This is a genomic window from Enterobacter sp. RIT637 (assembly GCF_019718755.1).
Classification (GTDB): domain Bacteria; phylum Pseudomonadota; class Gammaproteobacteria; order Enterobacterales; family Enterobacteriaceae; genus Enterobacter.
The window spans coordinates 301,964-324,918 of the sequence record NZ_JAIHAZ010000001.1; the positions used below are offsets into that span (position 1 = coordinate 301,964).

Annotated in this window: 28 protein-coding genes; 11 read left to right on the plus strand and 17 right to left on the minus strand. The window is 53.6% G+C overall.

Annotation, left to right across the window (positions count from 1 at the left end; genetic code table 11):
- Positions 1 to 39: 39 nt before the first annotated feature.
- From K5E19_RS01415 to rluE, 8 genes are all read right to left on the minus strand, one after another.
- Entirely contained in the window at positions 40 to 1,161 is a 1,122-nt protein-coding gene (locus K5E19_RS01415; protein WP_221549686.1) for a cupin domain-containing protein, read from the minus strand.
- Between the two features lie 91 nt (positions 1,162 to 1,252).
- The gene (gene phoQ, locus K5E19_RS01420; protein ID WP_221549687.1) at positions 1,253 to 2,716 is read right to left on the minus strand and encodes a two-component system sensor histidine kinase PhoQ; all 1,464 of its coding nucleotides are present in this window, start codon (positions 2,714 to 2,716) and stop codon (positions 1,253 to 1,255) included.
- The gene (phoP, locus tag K5E19_RS01425) at positions 2,716 to 3,387 is read right to left on the minus strand and encodes a two-component system response regulator PhoP (RefSeq protein ID WP_221550017.1); all 672 of its coding nucleotides are present in this window, start codon (positions 3,385 to 3,387) and stop codon (positions 2,716 to 2,718) included. Before phoP ends, phoQ begins: the two co-directional genes overlap by 1 nt.
- Positions 3,388 to 3,512: 125 nt before the next feature.
- Complete coding sequence (purB, locus tag K5E19_RS01430; RefSeq protein WP_120158893.1) at positions 3,513 to 4,883, minus strand: adenylosuccinate lyase; 1,371 nt, start codon at positions 4,881 to 4,883, stop codon at positions 3,513 to 3,515.
- 19 nt (positions 4,884 to 4,902) lie between these two features.
- On the minus strand, positions 4,903 to 5,532 hold the full coding sequence (gene hflD, locus K5E19_RS01435) for a high frequency lysogenization protein HflD (protein ID WP_221549688.1): 630 nt from the start codon (positions 5,530 to 5,532) through the stop codon (positions 4,903 to 4,905).
- A 27-nt stretch (positions 5,533 to 5,559) separates the two neighbouring features.
- A complete protein-coding gene (gene mnmA / locus K5E19_RS01440) occupies positions 5,560 to 6,672 on the minus strand; it encodes a tRNA 2-thiouridine(34) synthase MnmA (protein ID WP_221549689.1) in 1,113 nt (370 codons plus the stop codon).
- 40 nt (positions 6,673 to 6,712) lie between these two features.
- Positions 6,713 to 7,186, minus strand: coding sequence for an NUDIX hydrolase (locus K5E19_RS01445; RefSeq protein ID WP_221549690.1), 474 nt, complete (start codon positions 7,184 to 7,186; stop codon positions 6,713 to 6,715).
- 9 nt (positions 7,187 to 7,195) lie between these two features.
- Positions 7,196 to 7,849, minus strand: a complete 654-nt coding sequence (rluE, locus tag K5E19_RS01450) for a 23S rRNA pseudouridine(2457) synthase RluE (RefSeq protein WP_221549691.1) — start codon at positions 7,847 to 7,849, stop codon at positions 7,196 to 7,198.
- A 117-nt stretch (positions 7,850 to 7,966) separates the two neighbouring features.
- Between rluE and icd the strand changes: the two genes are divergently transcribed.
- The 4 genes from icd (at position 7,967) to K5E19_RS01470 (ending at position 12,267) form a co-directional block, all read left to right on the plus strand.
- Positions 7,967 to 9,217, plus strand: coding sequence for an NADP-dependent isocitrate dehydrogenase (gene icd, locus K5E19_RS01455; protein ID WP_063142859.1), 1,251 nt, complete (start codon positions 7,967 to 7,969; stop codon positions 9,215 to 9,217).
- Between the two features lie 326 nt (positions 9,218 to 9,543).
- Entirely contained in the window at positions 9,544 to 11,541 is a 1,998-nt protein-coding gene (locus K5E19_RS01460; protein ID WP_148399524.1) for a choline BCCT transporter BetT, read from the plus strand.
- A 59-nt stretch (positions 11,542 to 11,600) separates the two neighbouring features.
- Entirely contained in the window at positions 11,601 to 11,948 is a 348-nt protein-coding gene (locus tag K5E19_RS01465; protein WP_211445986.1) for a DUF1304 domain-containing protein, read from the plus strand.
- Positions 11,949 to 12,021: 73 nt separating this feature from the next.
- Positions 12,022 to 12,267 carry a DUF2543 family protein gene (locus K5E19_RS01470; protein WP_221549692.1) on the plus strand — a complete coding sequence of 82 codons (246 nt, stop codon included), beginning with the start codon at positions 12,022 to 12,024 and terminating at the stop codon, positions 12,265 to 12,267.
- Positions 12,268 to 12,496: 229 nt separating this feature from the next.
- Here K5E19_RS01470 and yncL read toward each other — a convergent pair whose 3' ends face one another.
- Positions 12,497 to 12,589 carry a stress response membrane protein YncL gene (yncL, locus tag K5E19_RS01475; RefSeq protein WP_109081024.1) on the minus strand — a complete coding sequence of 31 codons (93 nt, stop codon included), beginning with the start codon at positions 12,587 to 12,589 and terminating at the stop codon, positions 12,497 to 12,499.
- A 189-nt stretch (positions 12,590 to 12,778) separates the two neighbouring features.
- On the opposite strand from yncL, the gene K5E19_RS01480 reads away from it, so the two are divergent.
- Together K5E19_RS01480 and K5E19_RS01485 are read left to right on the plus strand one after the other, a co-directional pair.
- Entirely contained in the window at positions 12,779 to 14,251 is a 1,473-nt protein-coding gene (locus tag K5E19_RS01480; protein WP_221549693.1) for a sensor domain-containing diguanylate cyclase, read from the plus strand.
- A 300-nt stretch (positions 14,252 to 14,551) separates the two neighbouring features.
- Entirely contained in the window at positions 14,552 to 14,800 is a 249-nt protein-coding gene (locus K5E19_RS01485) for a GlsB/YeaQ/YmgE family stress response membrane protein (protein ID WP_010430025.1), read from the plus strand.
- Positions 14,801 to 14,854: 54 nt separating this feature from the next.
- Here K5E19_RS01485 and yoaJ read toward each other — a convergent pair whose 3' ends face one another.
- The 3 genes from yoaJ to K5E19_RS01500 are packed head-to-tail and all read right to left on the minus strand — an operon-like array spanning position 14,855 to position 16,102.
- Entirely contained in the window at positions 14,855 to 14,929 is a 75-nt protein-coding gene (gene yoaJ / locus K5E19_RS24345) for a protein YoaJ (RefSeq protein ID WP_071985424.1), read from the minus strand.
- Positions 14,930 to 15,028: a YoaK family small membrane protein gene (locus tag K5E19_RS01495; protein WP_119934627.1), complete on the minus strand. Its 99-nt coding sequence runs from the start codon at positions 15,026 to 15,028 to the stop codon at positions 14,930 to 14,932.
- Between the two features lie 45 nt (positions 15,029 to 15,073).
- On the minus strand, positions 15,074 to 16,102 hold the full coding sequence (locus K5E19_RS01500; RefSeq protein WP_221550018.1) for a sensor domain-containing diguanylate cyclase: 1,029 nt from the start codon (positions 16,100 to 16,102) through the stop codon (positions 15,074 to 15,076).
- 305 nt (positions 16,103 to 16,407) lie between these two features.
- On the opposite strand from K5E19_RS01500, the gene K5E19_RS01505 reads away from it, so the two are divergent.
- Positions 16,408 to 16,665, plus strand: a complete 258-nt coding sequence (locus K5E19_RS01505) for a DUF333 domain-containing protein (RefSeq protein ID WP_221549694.1) — start codon at positions 16,408 to 16,410, stop codon at positions 16,663 to 16,665.
- Between the two features lie 80 nt (positions 16,666 to 16,745).
- Complete coding sequence (locus K5E19_RS01510; RefSeq protein ID WP_042714215.1) at positions 16,746 to 17,051, plus strand: periplasmic protein; 306 nt, start codon at positions 16,746 to 16,748, stop codon at positions 17,049 to 17,051.
- Here K5E19_RS01510 and K5E19_RS01515 read toward each other — a convergent pair whose 3' ends face one another.
- Entirely contained in the window at positions 17,052 to 17,396 is a 345-nt protein-coding gene (locus K5E19_RS01515; protein ID WP_221549695.1) for a DUF488 domain-containing protein, read from the minus strand.
- 101 nt (positions 17,397 to 17,497) lie between these two features.
- Here K5E19_RS01515 and K5E19_RS01520 point away from each other — a divergent pair, with 101 nt between their 5' ends.
- A complete protein-coding gene (locus K5E19_RS01520; RefSeq protein ID WP_221549696.1) occupies positions 17,498 to 18,205 on the plus strand; it encodes a CTP synthase in 708 nt (235 codons plus the stop codon).
- Positions 18,206 to 18,238: 33 nt separating this feature from the next.
- On the opposite strand, the gene K5E19_RS01525 is transcribed toward K5E19_RS01520, so the two are convergent.
- Complete coding sequence (locus K5E19_RS01525) at positions 18,239 to 19,426, minus strand: CynX/NimT family MFS transporter (RefSeq protein WP_221549697.1); 1,188 nt, start codon at positions 19,424 to 19,426, stop codon at positions 18,239 to 18,241.
- A gap of 99 nt (positions 19,427 to 19,525) precedes the next feature.
- Between K5E19_RS01525 and K5E19_RS01530 the strand changes: the two genes are divergently transcribed.
- Complete coding sequence (locus tag K5E19_RS01530; protein ID WP_221549698.1) at positions 19,526 to 20,317, plus strand: helix-turn-helix transcriptional regulator; 792 nt, start codon at positions 19,526 to 19,528, stop codon at positions 20,315 to 20,317.
- Here K5E19_RS01530 and K5E19_RS01535 read toward each other — a convergent pair.
- A complete protein-coding gene (locus K5E19_RS01535) occupies positions 20,301 to 20,747 on the minus strand; it encodes a DUF441 domain-containing protein (protein WP_024908579.1) in 447 nt (148 codons plus the stop codon). The genes K5E19_RS01530 and K5E19_RS01535 overlap by 17 nt on opposite strands.
- 144 nt (positions 20,748 to 20,891) lie before the next feature.
- Between K5E19_RS01535 and yoaI the strand changes: the two genes are divergently transcribed.
- Entirely contained in the window at positions 20,892 to 20,996 is a 105-nt protein-coding gene (gene yoaI, locus K5E19_RS01540; protein WP_010430055.1) for a small membrane protein YoaI, read from the plus strand.
- A 20-nt stretch (positions 20,997 to 21,016) separates the two neighbouring features.
- Here the strand turns inward: yoaI and K5E19_RS01545 are convergent, their stop codons facing one another.
- Together K5E19_RS01545 and K5E19_RS01550 are read right to left on the minus strand one after the other, a co-directional pair.
- A complete protein-coding gene (locus K5E19_RS01545; RefSeq protein ID WP_221549699.1) occupies positions 21,017 to 21,517 on the minus strand; it encodes a YbaK/prolyl-tRNA synthetase associated domain-containing protein in 501 nt (166 codons plus the stop codon).
- Between the two features lie 99 nt (positions 21,518 to 21,616).
- Positions 21,617 to 22,900, minus strand: coding sequence for a YeaH/YhbH family protein (locus K5E19_RS01550; RefSeq protein ID WP_221549700.1), 1,284 nt, complete (start codon positions 22,898 to 22,900; stop codon positions 21,617 to 21,619).
- Between the last annotated feature and the right edge of the window lie 55 nt (positions 22,901 to 22,955).

A 22,955-nucleotide genomic window follows, 5' to 3' on the forward strand; every position in this document is an offset into this window, starting at 1 on the left:
CCGGGTAAGGCGCAGCCGCCACCCGGCAAATATCACCGATCAGTCCTCAAAGAACCAGTACCCGCTGTTCACCAGCGCGGCCAGCATCGCGAGGAATGACGGGTCTTCCAGCGCGTCGCCAAACGTTTCGGCGTGCAACACCTGATGGCTGGCGATGGCTTCCAGCGCCGGACGGTGCGGAGAATCCAGCTTTTCGCCGTTCACGAAGACATCTTCGCCAATGCGCAGCACGCGTAACCCACCGAGGCGAACCAGCTTGTCACCCTGCTGCAAGGCATCATAAATCTCATCGGCCTGATACGGTGGCTCCGGCGGCGCAACGTCAAGCTCGTGGCGCGACTGGCTGACGAACTCACCAAACCACTGTTTGAAGTGCTCCGGCTCGTTGATCAAATCCAGCATCATGCCGCGCAGCTTATCCAGTTCTTCTGGCAGGATATCCGCCGGATGCTCGCGTGCAGGTACGTCCGGGTCGCTGTAGCGATAGCTGCCCAGCTCGCGCTGCAGAACGTAGTCAGCAAAGCCGCTGATCATCTCGCGACCGCTTGGCGCGCGGAACCCCACGGAGTAGTTGAGTGAGTTTTCCAGGGAGTAACCTTCGTGAGGGAATCCCGGCGGAATGTAGAGGATATCACCCGGCTCCAGCTCTTCGTCGATGATCCCTTCAAAGGGGTCAACCTGAAGAAGGTCCGGATGTGGGCAGTGCTGTTTCATCGGCACTTTGTCGCCAACGCGCCAGCGACGGCGGCCGGTACCCTGAATGATAAACACGTCGTACTGATCCAGATGCGGGCCAACGCCGCCACCGGGAACGGAGAAGGAGATCATCAGGTCGTCCATTCGCCAGTCGGGCAGGGCGCGGAACGGGCGCATTAAGGCGGCGGTAGGCTCGTGCCAGTTGTTGACCGCCTGCACCAGTAAAGACCAGTTGTTCTCGCCCAGGTGATCGTAACTTTCGAAAGGACCGTGGCTAACCTGCCATTTTCCGTCCTGGTGGCTTACCAGGCGGCTGTCGACTTCGTTTTCCATGGCCAGGCCGGCCAGTTCGTCAGGCGAGATAGGATCGACAAAATTGCTGAACCCGCGTTTAAGAACCACCGGGCGTTTTTGCCAGTAGCGCTCGATAAACTCGGGCCAGTTCAGTGCTAAGTGATATTCCATATTTTTGTATTCCGCAGGCTCTTATTGAGTCGGATTATAACGGAAGCTCAGGAGCCTGAGTGCGAGATCCGCGCATTTTTCACATAACGGGTCAAGTATCGTTCGATGTGGGATGCTGGCGGCCAAAAATAGCCTCCATTCGCGCACCGCCCAGCAGGCTTTCACCCGTTTCAATTTTGCCATCGTACTGATCGACAATCTCCCGGGCGACGGCTAACCCCACCCCCTGACCCGGACGCAGCGTATCGGCGCGTTGACCACGATCAAACACCACTTCACGTTTGTTGCGCGGAATGCCTGGCCCGTCGTCTTCAACGATGATATGCAGCTCGTTATCCGTCTGGCGCGCGGACACTTCCACAAACTCCAGGGAGTATTTACAGGCGTTATCGAGCAGGTTACCCATCACTTCCATGAAATCATTTTTCTCGCCCACGAAGCTGATTTCCGGCGAGATATCTAGGCTGATATTCACCCCTTTACGTTGATACACCTTGTTCAGCGCGGAAGTGAGGTTATCCAGTAAAGGTGCCACCGGATGCAGCTCGCGGCTCAATAACGCACTGCCTGAACGCATGCTGGCGCGATGGAGATAATAGCCAATTTGCTGCGAGATACGGCTGATCTGCTCGAGCATCACAGGCTCTGCATCATCAACGCTGAGCGTTGAGCTACGCATGGAACGCAGCGTGCTCTGCATGACCGCCAGCGGCGTCTTAAGGCTGTGCGTCAGGTCGGTGAGCGTAGTGCGGTATTTATCATAGCGTTCGCGCTCGCTTTTCAGCAGGCGGTTAAGATTACGCACCAGGCTGGTGAGCTCGCGCGTGGTTTCCGGATTGAGCTTTTCGCGATGATGTTCTTCCAGCTCGCGAACCTCTTTGGCCAGTGATTCTATCGGGCGCAAGCTCCACCATGCAGCGACCCACAGCAGAGGGATAACCAGCAGAAGATTGGCGGCCAGAACGTACACGAACCAGCTCCAGACCATGTAGGAGCGTTTAAGCTCAACCGGAATGGTGTCAATCACCACGATGGTCAGCTGCGGCATGTTCATGGTAGCGGGATAGAGATTAATGGCGACGGAGTGGGTCATCTCCGTGTCGTCGTCATCTTCACGTATCTCATTAAGCTTTTGCTGAAGGGCGCGATCGTCATGCAGCAATGCGCTGGTTGAATTGAGATCGGCCTCAATCTCATGAAAACCATTCGTCCTGAGCCATTCCGGGCGAATGCGTTTTTTCAGCCAGGGGACGTCGCGCTGAGCCCACAGCAGTTTGCCTTTTTCATCATAAATCAATGCCAGCGTTGGGCTTTGCTGGTTGAGGTGCTCAGGCATATCCACGGTAATGTGGTTATCTTCCCACTTCGCCAGGGTATAAAACAGGTTACTTTCGCCGCGTAACAGACGGAAGGTAGTTTTATCGAAGCTCACGCTATACCCGACCAGCGCCACTATCCCATAGGAAAGAGAAAGTACCAGCACCACGGCAGCGGTTGCCAGCAGAAAGCGAACCCGCAGCGAAAGGGGTAGAAAGTGTCGCGAAATCCCTTTCATTAGCGTAATTCGAACAGGTAACCCTGACCACGAACCGTGGTGATCACGTCATGTGGGTATTGCGCCTGAATTTTTTTGCGCAAACGACCCATCAGCACGTCAATGGTGTGGCTCTCCCTTAGTTCGGCATCCGGGTAAAGCTGGAGCATTAAGGAATCCTTGCTTACCACTTTGCCGTTATTACGGATAAGCGTCTCCATGATGGTGTATTCGAACGCCGTCAGCTTGATCACTTCACCGTTGATGGAAAATTCGCGGCGGGAAAGATCAACCTGGAATGGCGGAAGGGAGATAACCTGCGAGGCCAGCCCGCTGTTGCGGCGTAACAGCACCTGCATGCGCGCCGCAACTTCTTCGATATGAAACGGCTTCGTCACGTAGTCGTCCGCACCCGCGCTGAGCACTTCAACTTTATCCTGCCAGCCTTCACGGGCGGTCAGGACCAGCACCGGCAGAGAGACGTCATGGCTGCGCCAGCGGCGGATCAGTGAGAGACCGTCTTCATCCGGCAAGCCTAAATCGACAATGGCGATATCCGGTAAGTGTTCATTGAGATAATAATCGGCTTCTTTTGCATCTTCAGCATCGTCCACCTGATGTCCCATCTCCTGAAGCTGAACTTTCAGGTGATGACGTAGCAATGCGTTATCCTCAACAACCAGTACGCGCATCATCTCTTCTCCCTAAATAATTGGTATGAATAGTTTAACGCTGATTATGTTGTTGTGGTGATAAACATTGACTAAACCGGGGAAAAGCATCCCCCTTTTCGGGCGAAAAGGGGGGGAGAGGAGGGTTACTTCAGCTCGTCAACCATCGTGACGGCGCGACCAATGTAGTTCGCCGGGGTCATCGCCTTGAGGCGCGTTTTCTCGTCTTCCGGCAGTTCCAGACCGTCGATAAACTGCTTCATGCCTTCGGCGTCAACGCGTTTGCCGCGGGTCAGCTCTTTCAGCTTCTCGTACGGTTTTTCAATGCCGTAACGGCGCATCACGGTCTGAATTGGCTCCGCCAGCACTTCCCAGTTGTGATCCAGCTCGTCCAGCAGACGGTCACGGTTCACTTCCAGTTTGCTCACGCCTTTCAGGGTAGATTGATACGCGATCAGCGCGTAGCCAATGCCCACGCCCAGGTTACGTAGCACGGTGGAGTCTGTCAGGTCACGCTGCCAGCGGGAAACCGGCAGTTTGCTCGCCATATGCTGCAGCATAGCGTTCGCCAGGCCCAGGTTGCCTTCGGAGTTTTCGAAGTCGATCGGGTTCACCTTGTGTGGCATGGTGGACGAGCCGATTTCACCGGCGATGGTTTTCTGCTTGAAGTGGTTCAGCGCGATGTAGCCCCATACGTCACGATCGAAGTCGATCAGGATGGTGTTGAAGCGGGCGATGCAGTCAAACAGTTCGGCGATATAGTCGTGCGGCTCAATCTGGGTGGTGTACGGGTTCCACTGAATGCCCAGAGAGGTCACGAACTCTTCGCTGAACTGGTGCCAGTCCACTTCCGGGTAGGCGGCGATGTGGGCGTTATAGTTGCCAACGGCACCGTTGATTTTGCCGAGGATCTCAACCTGCTCCAGCTGACGGTATTGACGCTCCATACGGTATGCGACGTTCGCCATCTCTTTACCCATGGTGGATGGGGTCGCTGGCTGGCCGTGGGTACGGGAAAGCAGCGGAATGTCGCGGTATTCCACGGACAACGCTTTCACCGCGTCGATGATTTTACGCCAGTATGGCAGCACGACTTCTTTGCGCGCGGTGGAGAGCATCAGCGCGTGAGACAGGTTGTTGATGTCTTCAGAGGTGCAGGCAAAGTGAATGAATTCAGACACGGCGTGCAGGGCAGGAACGCTTTCCACTTTTTCTTTCAGGAAATACTCAACCGCCTTCACATCGTGGTTGGTGGTGCGTTCAATGGTCTTAATGCGCGCAGCGTCTTCTTCGTTGAAGTCAGCAACGATTTTATCAAGGTAATCGTTTGCCTTTTCGTCAAAAGCAGGAACTTCCTTGATTGCTGCCTGGGCGGCCAGCTTCTGCAGCCAGCGTACTTCGACCTGAACACGGAACTTCAGCAAACCATATTCGCTGAAGATCCCGCGCAGCGCGCTGACTTTATCGCCGTAGCGTCCATCGACAGGGGATACGGCGGTCAGTGAGGATAATTCCATAATTCGCAACTCCGGGAGGTTAACAATGAGCAAGAATTTGTTTTGCCTGAGTGGTCAGGCGATTACGAGAAAACATTAACTGCAGGCGGCCGCCGCCGACCTGATGCCACAGCACGGCGGCGCGGATGCCTGCGAGCAGCGAGGCGCGAACCTTCGCCTGCACCTGTGGGCTTTGCAGTACGGCAGGAGAGCCGGTGACCTGAATGCGCGGGCCAAGCGGGCTGATGACGTCGACATAAATCCCCGCCATCGCGCTCAGCAGCGTTTCCGACTGCAGGTCAAAATGCTCGAGCTGACGCTGCAGCCCGGCAATGCGATCGCCCAGCGTATTCATCGCGCCTTTTGCGCCGTTCAGCTTACGCTCCAGTACCATCAGGCTTAACGTGTAGCGGGTTAATTCCGCGTTTAAACCCTGACGGTTGCTGGCATTGAGCACGCCGAGCAGGGTTTCAAGACCGAGACGAAGATTGGCTTCACTGCCGCCGAAAACACCCAGCGTAGAGCCCGGGTTGAGATCGATAACGCTGTTAAGTGAAACGTGCAGGGCGTCAGCGTCGCAGTGACCCTGATGCGCCAGCTGTTGCACCAGACGGGCTGACTGGCAAATTCCCGCCAGCGCCAGGGTGATGTCGTAGTAGTTCTTCGCCACACGGTCTCCTTTATGTGTGCAATCGTATTAAACAGCGGGCAGCGGCAGGCGCTGTTCTATGATCCCGCCGCCCAGGCAAATTTCGCCGCTGTAAAAAACAGCTGACTGGCCCGGCGTAACGGCAGAAACCGGCTCGTCAAAACGCACCTCTATGCGATCGTCATCCAGCGCGGTGACGGTGCAGGGAATATCGGTCTGACGGTAGCGCGTTTTTACCGTGCAGCGCAGCGTGCCTTTCAGCGGCTCACGATCGACCCAGTGCAGCTGCTGCGCGATAAGGCCAACGGACATCAGACGCGGATGATCGTGGCCCTGAGCAACAACCAGAATGTTGTTTTCAACATCTTTGTCGACGACGTACCACGGATCTTCGCTGCCGTCTTTGGTCCCGCCGATACCCAGCCCTTTACGCTGGCCGAGCGTGTGGTACATCAGACCCTGATGCTGACCAATTTCATCGCCGTCAACGGTGACAATTTTGCCAGGCTGCGCGGGCAGGTAGCGCCCCAGGAACTCGCGGAATTTACGCTCGCCGATGAAGCAGATGCCGGTAGAGTCTTTTTTCTTGGCGGTGATCAGGTCCAGCTCTTCGGCGATTTTACGCACTTCAGGCTTTTCCAGCTCGCCAACCGGGAACAGGCTTTGGGCAATCTGTTCGTGGCCCAGCGTATAAAGGAAGTAGCTCTGGTCTTTATTGCCGTCCAGACCGCGCAGGAGCTGGCTTTTGCCATCCACGTCTGCGCGACGCACGTAGTGACCGGTCGCAATATAGTCTGCGCCCAAATCTTCTGCGGCGAATTCCAGGAAGGCTTTGAATTTGATCTCTTTGTTGCAGAGAATATCGGGGTTCGGCGTGCGGCCCGCTTTGTACTCTTCCAGGAACAGTTCGAAGACGTTGTCCCAGTATTCCGCAGCAAAGTTTACGGTGTGCAGTTCAATGCCGAGCTTGTCGCACACGGCCTGCGCATCGGCGAGATCCGCAGCGGCAGTGCAATATTCCTCACCATCATCTTCCTCCCAGTTCTTCATGAACAGGCCCTCCACCTTATAGCCCTGTTGCTGTAACAGGTAGGCGGAAACGGAGGAATCGACACCGCCGGACATGCCGACGATCACTTTTTTCTGGCTATTATCTGACATGGAATACTCACGACATTGAACTTCAAGGCGGCGTATTCTATCACGCCCCCCCACCGTTGACACCCTCTGTAAACGGCCAGTTAAATTCTCCGATGACATCCAGCGGCAGGCGACCCGCAGACTGCCAGCAGCGGATGCTTTCCGCAACCAGCGGCGAGCGCAGGTTTGGCGCGCTCAGGATCTCGTCGGCGGTCACCCACAGGCAGCGATCGATATCGTCATCGTGCGGCTCAGTGGCGCACGTTTCGCTAAGCTCAACGGCGAACAGAAAGCGCAGGAACGGGGTGCTATCGGGCGCGATCCACTGGTGCATACGGATGAAGTGCTGGGGCTCAGCGTGAATGCCGGTCTCTTCCCACAGCTCGCGTTTCGCTGCCTGCACCAGGGTTTCATTGGCTTCAAGATGCCCGGCAGGCTGGTTCCACAGCGCTTTACCGTTGATGCTCTCTTCAACAACAAGGAATTTGCCCCGGGCGTGAACCACACAGGCGACCGTAACATGAGGTTTGAACATCGTCTCTCCTTAAGGGACAGCGTCCCGCCATTCGCCGTTCGCCAGTGAATCCAGCGTGTAGCTGCCCATGGCGTAGCGAATCAGACGCAGGGTAGGGAAGCCAACGTGTGCCGTCATCCGGCGAACCTGTCGGTTGCGGCCTTCATACAGGGTGATTTTAAGCCAGCTTGTCGGAATGGATTTACGTTCACGAATCGGTGGGTTGCGCGGCCATAGCCATTCCGGCTCATTCACACGCTCAATACCCGCAGGCAGGGTGGGACCGTCATTTAACGTTACGCCGCTGCGCAACGTTGCCAGCGCAGCGTCATCCGGCTCGCCTTCCACCTGCACAAAGTAAATTTTCCCGGTACGTTTGCCCGGCTGCGTGAGCTTTGCCTGTAAGGCGCCGTCGTTGGTTAAGACCAGTAGCCCTTCGCTGTCGCGGTCCAGTCGACCGGCTGCGTAGACGCCCTGGACGGGGATGTAGTCCTTCAGCGTGCTTCGCCCGGCTTCGTCGGTGAACTGCGGCAAAACATCGTAGGGTTTATTGAACAGAATCACCCGCGTTGGCTGGGTTTCTTGCGGTCTTCTGGTGGCTTGTCGCGAGCTGAATCGCTCAACCCGGTGTTTTGTAAAAGAAGTTTTCTTCATGGTATTTTCAGGCGTTATCAATTGCCGCATTATAGCCTAATAACGAAGACCTTTCATGGCGTCGGACAATCAGGTACTATCGAAGGGCTCATTACAATTTATTAACATAAGATCAGTAACAACCAGAAGCGCTCGAAGGAGAGGTTAATGGAAAGCAAAGTAGTTGTTCCGGCGGAAGGTAAAAAGATCACCCTGCAAAACGGCAAGATTAACGTTCCTCACAATCCGATTATCCCGTTCATTGAAGGCGACGGTATCGGTGTAGACGTTACCCCGGCAATGCTGAAAGTGGTTGATGCCGCTGTTGAGAAAGCCTACAAAGGCGAGCGTAAAATTTCCTGGATGGAAATTTACACCGGTGAGAAATCTACTCAAGTTTATGGCCAGGACGTCTGGCTGCCAGCAGAAACGCTGGACCTGATCCGCGACTACCGCGTTGCTATTAAAGGCCCACTGACGACGCCAGTTGGCGGCGGTATCCGTTCCCTGAACGTGGCATTGCGTCAGGAGCTGGATCTGTATGTGTGTCTGCGTCCGGTTCGTTACTACCAGGGCACCCCAAGCCCGGTTAAGCACCCTGAACTGACCGACATGGTTATCTTCCGCGAAAACTCAGAAGACATCTACGCAGGTATCGAATGGAAAGCGGACTCTGCTGACGCAGAAAAAGTGATTAAATTCCTGCGCGAAGAGATGGGCGTGAAGAAAATTCGCTTCCCTGAACATTGCGGTATTGGCATCAAGCCATGCTCAGAAGACGGTACCAAACGTCTGGTGCGTGCGGCCATCGAATACGCGATCACCAACGACCGTGACTCTGTGACCCTGGTTCACAAAGGCAATATCATGAAGTTCACCGAAGGCGCGTTCAAAGACTGGGGCTACCAGTTGGCGACCGAAGAGTTCGGTGGTGAGCTGATCGACGGCGGCCCATGGCAGAAGATCAAGAACCCGAACACCGGCAAAGAGATCATCATCAAAGATGTGATCGCCGATGCGTTCCTGCAGCAGATCCTGCTGCGTCCTGCTGAATACGACGTGATCGCCTGTATGAACCTGAACGGTGACTACATCTCTGACGCCCTGGCAGCGCAGGTTGGCGGTATCGGTATCGCCCCTGGCGCGAACATCGGTGACGAGTGCGCCCTGTTCGAAGCGACCCACGGTACTGCACCAAAATACGCAGGCCAGGACAAAGTGAACCCAGGCTCCATCATCCTGTCCGCAGAAATGATGCTGCGTCATATGGAATGGTTCGAAGCCGCAGACCTGATCGTTAAAGGTATGGAAGGCGCGATTAACGCGAAAACCGTAACCTATGACTTCGAACGTCTGATGGAAGGCGCTAAGCTGCTGAAATGTTCAGAGTTTGGCGACGCGATTATCGCGAATATGTAATCCAGATACTGGGTTAAGCAGTAACGGGAGCCTGTTGGCTCCCGTTTTTTATTATTTTTAGGAAGGGTCGAGAATACTTGTCCCAATCCTTTAAAAAATTGCGTCCTCAGATGTCATCAATGATATTTGGCCGAAGAGCTCTCTTTCACTGGATATACAGAAGCCAAATCGCCAGCTTACTGCCTGCTTTATCCACATCAGATTGTTCGTAATAAACGAGCTTAAGCGCAATGCACACCTGACTGCAAAAGTAGTGGATGTTTGCTACCCTAAGGAAGACAACGCTTTAGATCCAGAGCGTTCGAACGTTAATGGAATGAATAACGATGAGTGAAAATGATACTAACCCAAAGAAGTCTAAAAGCCAGATTAACAAAGCGGTATTCTTTACATCTGCTTTGTTAATTTTCCTTCTTGTCGCCTTTGCCGCCGTATTCCCGGATGTCGCCGACAAAAATTTTAAATTACTGCAACAACAAATCTTCACAAATGCCAGCTGGTTCTACATCCTTGCTGTGGCTCTGATTTTGCTGAGCGTCACGTTCCTGGGACTCTCACGATACGGAGATATCAAGCTGGGTCCGGACCATGCGCAGCCCGATTTCAGCTATCACTCCTGGTTTGCGATGCTTTTTTCGGCAGGGATGGGGATCGGCCTGATGTTCTTTGGCGTTGCCGAGCCTGTGATGCATTATCTTTCGCCTCCCGTCGGCACCCCAGAGACCGTTGCGGCAGCGAAGGAAGCCATGCGCCTGACGTTCTTCCACTGGGGTCTGCATGCATGGGCAATTTATGCCATCGTGGCGCTGATTCTGGCCTTTTTCAGTTACCGTCACGGTCTGCCTTTAACGCTGCGTTCTGCACTCTATCCCATTATCGGCGATCGCATTTACGGGCCTATAGGCCATGCGGTTGATATCTTCGCCGTTATAGGCACTGTCTTTGGCGTTGCGACATCGCTGGGCTACGGTGTATTGCAGGTGAATGCCGGTTTGAACCATCTTTTCGGCGTGCCCATCAATGAAACGGTACAGGTCATTCTGATCGTGGTCATCACGGGGTTAGCGACGATTTCGGTGGTGTCCGGCCTGGACAAGGGAATACGCATCCTGTCTGAGCTTAATCTGGGCCTGGCGGTGTTGCTCCTGGCGCTGGTCCTGTGCCTGGGCCCCACTGTGCTTCTGCTGAAATCATTTGTGGAAAATACGGGTGGTTATCTTTCGGAACTGGTGAGTAAAACGTTCAACCTTTACGCCTATGAACCGAAGTCAAGTAACTGGCTGGGGGGCTGGACGTTATTATACTGGGGATGGTGGCTTTCATGGTCGCCGTTTGTGGGGATGTTCATCGCACGCGTTTCCCGTGGCAGGACAATTCGTGAGTTCGTGACTGGCGTGTTGTTTGTTCCCGCCGGTTTTACACTCATGTGGATGACGGTGTTTGGAAACAGCGCCATTTATCTCATCATGAACCAGGGCGCCACTGACCTGGCAAATACCGTCCAACAGGATGTGGCTCTGGCGCTGTTTAATTTCCTGGAACACTTCCCGTTCTCGTCTGTGTTGTCATTTATTGCAATGGCGATGGTTATTGTTTTCTTTGTAACCTCTGCTGACTCGGGCGCAATGGTTGTTGATACTCTGGCGTCTGGCGGCGTCGCTAACACGCCTGTCTGGCAGCGAATTTTCTGGGCATCACTCATGGGCGTTGTTGCTATTGCCCTGCTGATAGCAGGGGGGCTGAGTGCGTTGCAGACCGTAACGATAGCGAGCGCATTACCCTTCTCAGTGATCTTACTGATATCAATATACGGTCTGTTAAAAGCGCTCCGTCGTGACCTGACCAAGCGTGAAAGTCTGAGCATGGCGACCATTGCTCCGACGGCTGCTCGCAACCCTATTCCCTGGCAGAGAAGGTTGCGTAATATCGCTTATTTGCCAAAGCGTTCTCTTGTGAAACGTTTTATGGACGATGTTATCCAACCTGCCATGACGCTGGTTCAGGAAGAACTGAACAAACAGGGGACGATAAGTCATATAAATGATGGCGCCGATGATCGTATTCGACTTGAAGTCGATTTAGGCAACGAGCTAAATTACATTTATGAAGTAAGGCTTCGTGGATATAACTCACCGACTTTCGCACTGGCTGCGATGGATAATGATGAGCAGCAGGCTGAGCAACATCGATATTATCGCGCTGAGGTCTATTTAAAAGAAGGCGGTCAAAATTATGATGTGATGGGCTGGAACCAGGAACAGCTTATTAATGACATACTGGACCAGTATGAAAAGCATCTGCACTTCCTGCACCTGGTTCGTTGATTTCAAAATGCCGTCCAATGGGGCGGCATTTTTTGCCTCTGCCTGCGGGAGACCACTCGATGTTAGCGACCATCCTAATTGCTGTTGTTGCGTTCATTCATCTCTACATTCTTGTCCTGGAAATGTTTCTGTGGAATACCAGAACGGGGCATAAGGCTTTTAATCTCAGCCCGGAGTTTGCGCATGAAACCCGCGTGCTGGCCGCGAACCAGGGACTGTATAACGGTTTTCTGGCGGCGGGCCTGCTGTGGAGCCTCTGGCTCGGTGAAAAGGGGAGCGATGTGGCCATCTTCTTTCTGACCTGCGTGCTGATAGCCGGTATATTTGGCGCAGTCACTGCCAGCCGGAAAATTTTGTATGTGCAGGCAATGCCGGCGCTTGCGGCACTTCTTGCGCGACTTATCTGAAGCAACGCTTTGGTCGGCGTAAACCGTCCGATATACTCATCACTTATTCTTACAGGTTAAAGACGAGACCGTTATGAACAACACTATCCCACTGAAATTTTATGACATCGTCGATGAATACTCGACTGAAGCGGCTGAGCCCGTAAACGACGCTGAACGCGACGCATTGGCTCATTACTTCCAGCTGTTGCTCACCCGTTTGTCGAATAATGAGGAAATCAGCGAGGAAGATCAGCAAGAGATGGCTGATACAGCAGGAATCCGCACTGCTCGCATTGATGATGTCGCGAACTTCCTGAACCAGTGGGGCAACGAGTAGCGCGCATTATCGGGCCAACTCTGCAACATGCGCTTTTCCAGTGCGGAGGCGACAGGTTGGGAAGATTTTCGGAATAGCTCTAAAACGTATGAGGCATTTCGCGCTGCTTGTCTTTTTGTTACCCGACAATAACCGCGTTTACCGCATTATAGAGCGATAATGACCAGAAGCCTTGAAATGGAAGCAACGGCAATGGTCTTTTTCATTTTCCTGTTTTCCTGTCAGCTGTTCAAAACCATTCAAACCGTGTCGACAGTATGAACAATAATGTGCTCGCAGAAATCAGGTTAAGGCAAATAACGAACTTGCTTGATACGTTCATGGGGTCAATGACATGATTGCTAAGAGAAGAGGTAAAGCATAGCGCTTAAAGCAAAATTCGCAACCAGCCAATCCAGGTAGTTACAAGTTCATGGCTTAAGTACAATTTATTTTCCTCTTATACTGACCTTTGTTACAGTGACAAGAGTTGTCAGCCAGGGATATCAGGCGTGATAAGGTGGATTAGCTCGTGCATGTGAAAAACGCGTTTAACACAACAACCATTACCGTCATCATCGTCTCACTGATTATTTCGCTGTCGCTTGTCGTTCAGATCGCCACGTCCAGGCAGCAATCAATTCAACAAATTAATACCAGCGTTGCCAACCTGAGCCATACCCTCGATGTGTACACGGAGGGGATTATGCGCCAAAGTGAAATGTTGATTACCACCGTCTCTGACATGATTGAAATTTATGGCATGACGCCGCAGCAGGCTGTGAATATTCAGCGGGTAATAAAAAATCAGGATGATTTACTTTCTCAGATAAATAATGTCGTTGTCTACGATGCGAAAGGGGATATCTTCACGGCATTGCATGAGGGTTTTTCCGGTTCCCGTAAAGGGGCAGACAGGCCATTTTTTGTCTATCACGAAGAAAATAAAAGTTCGCAGATTTTTATTGGTCAACCTGTGGTGAGCAGAACAAACGGTAAATGGGTGATTACCATCAGTCGACGCCTGCAAACGCATTCGGGGGCCTTTAACGGGGTTGTCGTGGTTACGCTGGGTATCGAAAACTTTCTTGCGTTGTACGGACAGATTAACATTGGTCATTCAGGGGTTATTGGTTTAACGACACCCACTGGCGTATTACTGGTTCGGCATCCTTTTAAAAATAACTATATTGGTGCGATTGTTTCTGACTCACCCCTCTTTAAGGAGTATCTGAAGGTACAAAATGCCGGGATAGCCAGTTCCGTCTCACGGTTTGATAAAATCGAACGCATTTATGCCTTTGAGAAAAACAAACGCTATGGTTTAGTGACCACCGTAGCGGTCAGCAAAGAGGAGGCACTCTCTCCCTGGCGCAAGCAGGCCATTCAGCTCTCCGTTGTTATTCTTATTTTAACCGCCGTGCTGATCGTCGCGTCCTACTTTTTATATCTAGATCTCTCCAGAAAAAACCGGGCAAATAAAGAGCTTCAAATCATTGCCTCTGAAGATGCATTGACCGGGCTTTTCAATCGCCGCGCATTTGATGAAAAGATCCTGTCTGAAATCGCACGCTGCGCGGCTGACAATTCGCCGCTTTCGGTGCTGATCGTGGATGCGGATTTCTTCAAAAAATACAATGACAACTACGGGCACCCGGAAGGGGATCGCTGTCTTAGCCTTCTGGGCGATTGCCTCAGGAAAAGCCTTACCCGTGACAACCAAATTGTGGCGCGATACGGCGGAGAGGAATTTGCACTCATCTTGCCTGACACCGATATTGAGGAGGCGTGTCGCCTGGGCAAATCGATTATTCGCAATGTTTGTGCCCTCAATATTGAACACAACTTCAGCCCCTTTGGGCGGGTAACGGTAAGCGTAGGGGTCTCTACCGCGCGGGCAGTGGAGATTGCAGGCAGCCAGCAGAACATTATTATTGCTGCCGATCGTGCGCTCTACCAGGCAAAACGGGCAGGACGAAATCAGCACGCCTTTATTGCGGTATGATATTTCGGTTTTTTAGACAAAAAAAAGCCCACTCAAGAGTGGGCAAGAAATACTGGAAGCAATGTGAGCAATGTCGTACTGAATACCTGAGTATTTCACTCAACTATTCAGTGTTGAGAAAGATAATCTTTCTCAACAAAAGTTGCAACCCCACACTTCATGTGGAACGACATTTTTTATAGGTCAGATTTTACTCAATCAAACCCTGTGATGCTTATCACAAATTTCCTTTCTTAAATCCTGTGCTATCCTTTTCTGTGTCGTTGATTTAATGACAAAAACCATACAGAGAGGAAAGCTATGGGAATTTTATCCTGGATTATCTTTGGGCTGATTGCGGGGATCCTGGCGAAGTGGATTATGCCGGGCAAAGATGGTGGTGGGTTCTTCGTAACCGTAATACTGGGGATCGTGGGTGCAGTCGTTGGCGGCTGGATCAGTACCCTGTTCGGGTTCGGCAAGGTGGATGGCTTCAATTTTGGCAGCTTTGCCGTTGCGGTGATTGGTGCCCTGGTGGTTCTGTTTATCTACAGAAAAATCAAAAGCTAACTCTGTTATTTGCTGAAAAAGGCTGCCAGACGGCGGCCTTTTTACATTGGAGGTTTACCACCAGCCGAACTGTGAACCTGCGACAGCCACGATTGCCACGATCAACATAATGATGGTTGTTTTTCTCATTTATGCCCCCGGCGCAGCGTAACCGCCAATGAAAAACCACGCTAAAAAAACCACCGCCGTTATAAAAATAACAACCGGGAAGAGGATCCCTATTCTCATGCCATCACCTTTATCGTTTTACGAAACGCCATAGAGTGTACGGGGTTAATCCATCGTGAGAAAGCGTGTTTTGCTTTTTCCTTTTTTGTCCTGATACATCGCCATATCCGCCGCCTGTAACGCGCTGTCCGCATCGGTACTGGCGGGATCAACTTCGACGACGCCCAGGCTCGCACCCGGATACACAATATGAACCTGACCGAGCCAGTATTCACCCGCAATACGGGCGCTAAGCCGGGTTTTCAGCAGATTAACCTGCGTCCTTTCGGCTTCTTCCGTGCTTTGACTCAGACAAGCTACCAGAAACTCGTCGCCGCCTAGTCTTCCGACGATCTCGTCCTCGTCCTGTTCCACAGTGAGTCGCTTGCCCACTTCGATCAGGAACCGATCGCCCGTTTCATGCCCGAAGCGATCGTTAATCAGTTTGAAATCATCCAGATCGATAAATGCAATAATGGCGCTGCGTTTAAGGTGTTTAGCTAAGGAAAACAGGGTGGTGAGATTCTCGAAAATCGCCCGACGGTTGGGTAACCCCGTGAGGGCATCGGTATACGAGTGGGCGATGAGCGCTGCATTGGCTTCGCGAAGCTGTGCAACCAGGGACTCTTTCTGAATGTACTGGGCAATTAAACCGGCAAACAGTTTCAGCACTTGCTCACCGCGCTCGCTAAGCCGCTTTTTTTCCGTGCTGGTCGCGCAGAGGGTACCGTAAATAGAACCATCAGCGAGGTGAATAGGAATACTCATGTAGGTTGTAATCCCAAGCGCTTTTGCCGCTTCGCAATCAGGCCAGCGACCCGCCACGTCGTTGCTGAACAGGGTATCGCTGTCAATTGCGCGCTTGCACAGGGTATCCCCCCACGGAACGCTCAGCCCTTCAGGGATCTGCATCTGCTTACTGTTGCGGGCATAAAGAATGTGCTGCAGCCGCGCGTTGATATCCACCTTTGTCAGGTAGGTGGACTCCATTTCGGTCACAATTTCCAGCATCTCCAGCAGCTGGCGTACAAGGCTTTCTAAGGATTGCTCGGTGGCGAGTGTTTCAGAAACACGGGCAAGGATGATATCCGACATGACGTGGGTAGACTCCCATACAGAAGACGTCTGCATCTGCATGTTATGCTGAAATTTTCCAATTTCGACATAGTAAAACATGAATATAACAAATTTTATACATTCTCCGGGGCGATTCTGGAGACAAAAAGGCCCCGGTGCAGAGACCGGGGCAAAGACATCTTGATTACGGAATGATGTTCTCTGGTCATATCGAGAACACGCGGTACTGTAAGGCTTAAAAGTGCAGTTACGATGGAGAAATCATGGAGAAAAGCCTCCTGACCCGTTACCCTGACGTTTTCAGGACGCTTTAAGGAATCGCGATGAAGAAATATCTCTTACTGGCGCTGGCGTTACCGCTCGCGGCATGCACAACAAAAGCCACTCAACCCGACGCGCCAATGCCGCCGCACGAGGTAGGGATGGCGAACCCGGCCTCCGTTTACTGCCTGGAGAAAGGGGGCGAACAGGTCCCTGTGCAAAGTCCCCAGGGCGTGCGTACCGAGTGCAAACTGCCTGGCGGTGAAGTGATAGATGAATGGGACCTCTACCGTCGCGATCATCCGCAACCTGCCAGGTGACATCGGGATACTGTCTGCGATACACTTCTATTTAGGATTATTCTTAGCCAGTTTCTGGCGATATTGACCGCGAGAGAAGTATGTTTCAGTTAAAGCCGGGCAGCCTGGCGATAATCATTGGCGCGCGTACGCCAGCTGGCCGCCGTAACGTTGGAAAATCTGTGGAGCTGTTTGGTCTTTGCCAGCCAGGTCAGCGTTTTGTTAATCCAGTAAACGGCGTGATGACGCAACTACCTGCCACGGCGGATCGTGCGCTGTGGCTGGTGACGGGTGATGTCTACGCGTTTGATAACCAGCACGGCTTTGCGTTTGTCCGCCCGGAACATCTGCTGCCGCTGACGCCGGACGAAACATCGCAGACCTGTGATGAACTGACGATCGGTTGATTACAGATGGCGCAGCCAGTCGGCCAATACCAGGGCATGATTTTGCGCCTTGTCTTTAGCGCCGTAGAGCAGGGTTAAGGTCTGCCGGTTTGCCAGAGCCGCAAGACGCTGGCCTTCGTCTTTATGCTGCGCCAGTTCTTCCCGGTACGCCTTACTGAAAGCCGCGAAATCAATCGTTTCGCTATGAAATGCTTTTCGCAATGTATTTGAAGGCGTGAGCGTTTTACACCATTCATCATACGCGAGGTCTGTTTTTTTCACCCCGCGTGGCCACAACCTGTCCACCAGAACCCGATAGCCGTCGTCCTGACTCGCCCGATCGTACAGGCGCTTGCACTGAATCATATTTCGCCCCTCCCAATTTAAGGTATTGTGATAATTGCAGAAGATCGGTAGTCTGAGGTTCCTTATGTTATCTGATAATTCTTTGGCATAAGGACTCCCTCATGGAACATCTCCCGGTTAAAACGACGCTGCGCATTGCCCTTGTTGGCGATTATAACCCTAATGTGGTTGCGCATCAGGCGATCCCACTGGCAATTGACGATGCCGCTGCTGTACTGGATCTCACCGCCGACTACGACTGGCTTGCGACAACGGAGCTGACCAGTCCGGAAGACCTGGTAGGCTATGATGCCATCTGGCTGGTGCCTGCAAGCCCCTATAAGAACACCGAGGCGGCCTTTATCGCCGCACGCTACGCCCGTGAAAACAGTATTCCCTTCCTCGGGACCTGCGGCGGATTCCAGCATGCATTGATTGAGTACGCGCGCAATGTGCTGGGCTGGAGTGATGCGGCTCATGCCGAAACGGATACCGAAGGGACGATGGTGATTGCGCCGCTGACCTGCTCGCTGGTGGAAAAAACCGATGCCATTGAACTGCGCAATAATACGCTTATCGCGAAAGCCTACGGAAAGCCGGAAATTGTAGAGGGTTATCACTGTAACTATGGCGTGTCGCCAGAATTTGCGCAGGAGCTGGCAAGCGGTGATATGCGCGTCACGGGCTGGGACGAGCAGGGCGACATTCGCGCAGCCGAACTGGTTACGCATCCGTTCTTTGTGATCACCTTATTCCAGCACGAACGTGCCGCGCTTGAAGGGCGTCCGGTGGTGCTGGTGCAGGCCATGCTGCGAGCGGCACGCGGATAAAACAAGGGCAGACCATCGGGTCTGCCCTTGTCATTAGCGGGGTGTGATCTCCCGGTCACGCCCGGCAAGCACGCCGCAAACCGCCATCACCGCGGCGGCCAGCGCGCAGGCCATCAGTGGAATGCGCCAGTCTCCGGCTGTGTCGTGGATTTTCCCCATCAGCGGTGGCCCGCAGGCGGCCAGCAGATAACCAATCGACTGCGCCATACCGGATAACGCCGCCGCCTGGTGCGCAGAGCTGGCGCGCAGACCGATGAAGGTCAGGCCGAGGATCATGGTCGCACCGGATCCAAAGCCAAACACCAGCGTCCATATTACCGCCATATCAGGCGCAAACCAGAATCCCGCCGCGCTCACCGCGCACATCAGCGCCACGATACCGGCGATCCCGCGCTGATCCTTCAGGCGATGGAGGAGCAGTGGGACAACAAAACCCGGCACGGCGGTGGCCAGCTGTAGCAGGCCGTGCATCGAGCCTGCCTGTGTTTCGCTGTAGCCGTGGCTGAGTAAAATCGCCGGCAGCCAGCCGATGATTACGTAGTAAATCAGCGAGTTGATTCCCAGAAACAGAGTCACCTGCCAGGCAAGGGCAGAGCGCCAGATGGCGCGATTGTTCAACGCGCCTGCGCCGGTCACGGTGGCGGCTGGTGTCTGGCGCCACTGCGGCAGCCACAGCAGCAGGGCGACCAGCGGGAAGATCATCAGCATCAGCAGCGCGCCGTGCCAGCCCGCATCACCCAGCGCCAGGGGAACAATCATCGCGGAGCCTAACGCAGCAGACGCCCCCATTGTCAGGGAATAAGCCCCGGTGAGCTTAGCCACCTGTCCCGGGAAGTCGCGCTTGATTAACCCCGGTAACAGCACATTGCCCAGTGCGATACCGCAGCCGATGACCGCCGTACCGATAAACAGCAGAGAGGCCGAAGGCAGGGAGCGTACGCCAATTCCGGCGCAAATCAGCAGCAGGGCGAGAAACAGGCTGCGCTCAATACCGATACGGCGGGCGACGCCTGCGGCGAGGGGAGAGATTAACGCGAATGCCAGCAGCGGCAGCGTGGTGAGCAACCCAGTTTGTGCGGTGGTTAAACCGTAGTCCTGACGGATGGTGTCGAGCAGCGGCGCTGCCCCGGTAAAGGTGACGCGAAGCGTGGTGGCAATCATCAGGATGCCTGCAATCAGCAGCGCGCCCTGTTTTCCTGACGTTCGAATAGCTGTAGTCATTATGTTCTCATACGTTCAAGCGAGCGCACACCATACCGATTTTCAGCCTGGTTGAAATCAAGCTAAAATGACAGTTTATCGCTAATATCGGACAACTTTATGATCGGTCTTGGGCTGGATGGCTACGATCCGGATAGCCAGCACGACGCTGCGATGGCGTTTCGCATCCGGGTAGTGGCTGAAGAACAGCATATTCCGCTGCATCATCACCGCAAAGGTCAGCTGATTCTGGCGCTGGGGGGCGCGATCACCTGCGATGTGGAAAACGCCATGCTGATGGTGCCGCCGCAGTATGCCGTATGGGTTCCGGGGGAGATGCCGCACAGCAATAAGGCCACGCCGGGCGCACAGCTGTGCTTTTTGTTTATTGAACCCGGTGCCGTCAGTCTGCCCGATCGCTGTTGCACGCTGAAAATCTCCCCGCTGGTGCGGGAACTTATTTTGTCGCTGGCGGATAGATCGCGTGAAGAGATGCGCCTTGCCGCCACATCTCGCCTGGTGGAGGTGCTGTTTGATGAGCTGCCGCGTCAGCGTCAGGAGCATCTGCAGCTGCCCGTCTCACCACACCCCAAAATTCGTCTGATGACAGAGAAGATGGCTGAAGAGCCTGCTGAATGGCAAACGCTGGCGCAGTGGGCGAGTCATTTCGCCATGAGCGAGCGCAACCTGGCGCGGCTGGTCGTAAAAGAGACGGGGTTAAGCTTCAGGCGCTGGCGACACCAGCTGCAGTTGATTGTCGGCTTGCAGCTATTGATTGGCGGGAACTCCGTGCAGCAGGCGGCACAGTCACTGGGATATGACTCCACCACCGCCTTTATTACCATGTTTAAGAAAGGGTTGGGTCAGACGCCTGCACGCTATATTGCCAGCCTGACTACGACTTCCCAATAAACAGCGAAACCAGCCCGGCGGCAATCAGCGGCCCCACCGGAACGCCGCGGAAGAGCGCCACGCCCAGAACGGTGCCCACCAGCAGACCCGCCACCAGCGAGGGCTGGCTGCTCATCAACGTGACGCCGCGCCCGCCCAGCCACGAAACAAAAATCCCCACCGCGATCGCCACCAGCGATTTCCAGTTCACAAACGAGTGCAGCAGGGTTGATGCGGGAAGCGTGCCGCTGGCGATGGGCGCCATTACCCCGATGGTTAAAATGATTATCCCGATGGTGAGGCCTTGTTTTTCTATCCACGGGAAAAAGGTATTTAACGGGGTCACGCGCACAATAATCAGCACCAGAATCGAGATGGCGACCGTGGTGTTATGGCTGACAAAGCCGAGCGCGGCAAGTGCCAGAAGAATGAGCAGAGTAGGGTCAAACATAGGGAATCCTTGCCAAATAATTAACCTGCTTACTGTACGCGCAAACGCGACGCAGGACAGTTTAAAAAAGATTTTATTGTTGTCATAACCTTGTCATTTACGCGGATTAAAACGGAGGCAGATATCGCAAAAGGGGTCGCCATCATGAACGATCACATGTTTGTTGAAACGCTGATTATCTCCTCATCGTTTTTCGCTATTGCCGTTATTCTCGTCGCCTCCGTGCTGTTTCTGGAAAGAAAAGGCTGACGGGGCGTCAGCCTTAGCGGTTACGCTTTATGGAAGGTCACCAGCTCAGGGCGGGCAATACGCAGGTAATCCTGGGTATCCATAATGACGGATTTCTCCAGCAGGCCAGCGTTAAATGCGATTTCGTCGAAGCGCTCGAACAGCAGCGGGTCGGCCACCAGCGCTAAATCAGGATGGAAGCTAAAGGGCGGGATAGCGCCGAAAACGCAGGCGGTCAGGGTATCGACCTCGGCCGGGCTGGCGAGCGAGGCCTTAAGCCCGCCAAAATGGCTGGCAAGCTGGCCCAGGTCAGCCTGCAGATCGGCGGCCAGGATCGCCAGAACGTGTTTTTTCACGCCGTTGCCTTTCACTTTGCACACCAGCGCTTTCGCGCCTTGCTTCAGATCGGTCCCGCGAATTTCACTTACCGCTTCACATTTCCCCACCGCCTCGTGCTCCATGACGCGAAACCGCGCGCCCTGCTCGGTAAGTAAGGTAATCAGTTGCTGGTGAGTTGCCGTCCCAATAACATCTTCAGACATAACGATTTTCCCGGTAATAAACCCATTTGCAGCTTGCTACATTATCACGGGATGAGCGGGGTCGAAAGAAAACAGCCAGCGGATTCGCTGGCTATTGGGTTATGCACTGCTGGTGGCAGACTGCTTGTGGAACAGCTCCCGGAATACCGGATAGATATCATCCTGATCGCGGATATGCTGCATGGCAAAGTTATCGAACATCGACTGCAGATGTTCATACTCCCGCCACAGGGTCTGGTGCGCGCGGCGGGTGATTTCGATATAGCTGTAGTAACGCACGACGGGCAGAATTTTCTTCGCCAGAATTTCATGACACAGCGGCGAGTCGTCGGCCCAGTTATCGCCATCCGACGCCTGCGCGGCATAGATGTTCCACTGCGCCGGGTCATAACGCTCTTTCACCACTTCATCCATCAGCTTCAGGGCGCTCGATACAATGGTCCCACCGGTCTCTTGCGAGTAGAAGAACTCGTGTTCATCCACCTCTTTCGCCTGAGTATGGTGGCGGATATAGACCACTTCCACGTTCTTATAGGTTCTGCTCAGGAACAGGTAGAGAAGAATATAAAAACGCTTCGCCATATCTTTGGTGGCCTGGTCCATGGAGCCAGAAACGTCCATCAGACAGAACATCACCGCCTGGCTGGATGGCTCTGGACGTTTTTCGTAGTTCTTGTAACGCAGGTCAAATGTGTCAATAAACGGCACGCGGTCGATTTTTGCCCGTAGCTCGGCAATCTCTTTGCGCAGGCGCTCCTCTTCCAGCAGTTGCGCCGGTTCCGTGTTTTCCACGACCTTCAGGCTGGTTTCCAGCTCGCGCAGCTCACGTCGTTTACCGGCCGTCATCGCCGTCCGTCTCGCCAGCGAGTTCTGCAGCGAACGCACGACGCTGATGTTGGCGGGCACGCCGTTTGCGGTATAGCCCGCGCGATGGGTTTTGTATTCGTTGAGCTGACGGTGCTGGTTCTTTTTCAGATTCGGCAGGGCCAAATCCTCAAACAGCAGGTCGAGATATTCATCTTTCGAGATCTGGAAGACAAATTCATCCTGACCTTCACCGTCCTGGCTGGCCTGTCCCTGACCGCTTCCAGAACCGCCGCCACCGCCTTGTGGACGCTCGATTCGGTCATTCTGCACAAAGTGATCGTTACCTGGGTGGACGCGATGGCGCAGACCGCCTCGCCCCTGATGAAACATCGGTTCGCTGATGTCATCAGTGGGGATAGAGACAGACTCGCCGCTGTCTACGTCAGTCACCGAGCGTTTGTTGATGGCCTCGGAGATCGACTGTTTAATTTGCGCTTTATAACGACGCAAGAAGCGCTGGCGATTCACCGTGCTCTTGTTTTTGCCGTTAAGACGCCGGTCAATAAACCAGGTCATATACCCCCCGTACTGCATTTGCCAACTTGCATTTTGTAGGCCCGGTAAGCGTAAA

Bases quoted from the DNA above. Each gene is read 5' to 3' on its own strand.
- K5E19_RS01415 (WP_221549686.1), bottom strand. From the start codon at position 1,161: ATGGAATATCACTTAGCACTGAACTGGCCCGAGTTTATCGAGCGCTAC.
- phoQ (WP_221549687.1), bottom strand. From the start codon at position 2,716: ATGAAAGGGATTTCGCGACACTTTCTACCCCTTTCGCTGCGGGTTCGC.
- phoP (WP_221550017.1), bottom strand. From the start codon at position 3,387: ATGCGCGTACTGGTTGTTGAGGATAACGCATTGCTACGTCATCACCTG.
- purB (WP_120158893.1), bottom strand. From the start codon at position 4,883: ATGGAATTATCCTCACTGACCGCCGTATCCCCTGTCGATGGACGCTAC.
- mnmA (WP_221549689.1), bottom strand. From the start codon at position 6,672: ATGTCAGATAATAGCCAGAAAAAAGTGATCGTCGGCATGTCCGGCGGT.
- K5E19_RS01445 (WP_221549690.1), bottom strand. From the start codon at position 7,186: ATGTTCAAACCTCATGTTACGGTCGCCTGTGTGGTTCACGCCCGGGGC.
- rluE (WP_221549691.1), bottom strand. From the start codon at position 7,849: ATGCGGCAATTGATAACGCCTGAAAATACCATGAAGAAAACTTCTTTT.
- icd (WP_063142859.1), top strand. From the start codon at position 7,967: ATGGAAAGCAAAGTAGTTGTTCCGGCGGAAGGTAAAAAGATCACCCTG.
- K5E19_RS01460 (WP_148399524.1), top strand. From the start codon at position 9,544: ATGAGTGAAAATGATACTAACCCAAAGAAGTCTAAAAGCCAGATTAAC.
- K5E19_RS01465 (WP_211445986.1), top strand. From the start codon at position 11,601: ATGTTAGCGACCATCCTAATTGCTGTTGTTGCGTTCATTCATCTCTAC.
- K5E19_RS01470 (WP_221549692.1), top strand. From the start codon at position 12,022: ATGAACAACACTATCCCACTGAAATTTTATGACATCGTCGATGAATAC.
- yncL (WP_109081024.1), bottom strand. From the start codon at position 12,589: ATGAACGTATCAAGCAAGTTCGTTATTTGCCTTAACCTGATTTCTGCG.
- K5E19_RS01485 (WP_010430025.1), top strand. From the start codon at position 14,552: ATGGGAATTTTATCCTGGATTATCTTTGGGCTGATTGCGGGGATCCTG.
- K5E19_RS01495 (WP_119934627.1), bottom strand. From the start codon at position 15,028: ATGAGAATAGGGATCCTCTTCCCGGTTGTTATTTTTATAACGGCGGTG.
- K5E19_RS01500 (WP_221550018.1), bottom strand. From the start codon at position 16,102: ATGTCGGATATCATCCTTGCCCGTGTTTCTGAAACACTCGCCACCGAG.
- K5E19_RS01505 (WP_221549694.1), top strand. From the start codon at position 16,408: ATGAAGAAATATCTCTTACTGGCGCTGGCGTTACCGCTCGCGGCATGC.
- K5E19_RS01510 (WP_042714215.1), top strand. From the start codon at position 16,746: ATGTTTCAGTTAAAGCCGGGCAGCCTGGCGATAATCATTGGCGCGCGT.
- K5E19_RS01515 (WP_221549695.1), bottom strand. From the start codon at position 17,396: ATGATTCAGTGCAAGCGCCTGTACGATCGGGCGAGTCAGGACGACGGC.
- K5E19_RS01520 (WP_221549696.1), top strand. From the start codon at position 17,498: ATGGAACATCTCCCGGTTAAAACGACGCTGCGCATTGCCCTTGTTGGC.
- K5E19_RS01525 (WP_221549697.1), bottom strand. From the start codon at position 19,426: ATGACTACAGCTATTCGAACGTCAGGAAAACAGGGCGCGCTGCTGATT.
- K5E19_RS01530 (WP_221549698.1), top strand. From the start codon at position 19,526: ATGATCGGTCTTGGGCTGGATGGCTACGATCCGGATAGCCAGCACGAC.
- K5E19_RS01535 (WP_024908579.1), bottom strand. From the start codon at position 20,747: ATGTTTGACCCTACTCTGCTCATTCTTCTGGCACTTGCCGCGCTCGGC.
- yoaI (WP_010430055.1), top strand. From the start codon at position 20,892: ATGAACGATCACATGTTTGTTGAAACGCTGATTATCTCCTCATCGTTT.
- K5E19_RS01545 (WP_221549699.1), bottom strand. From the start codon at position 21,517: ATGTCTGAAGATGTTATTGGGACGGCAACTCACCAGCAACTGATTACC.
- K5E19_RS01550 (WP_221549700.1), bottom strand. From the start codon at position 22,900: ATGACCTGGTTTATTGACCGGCGTCTTAACGGCAAAAACAAGAGCACG.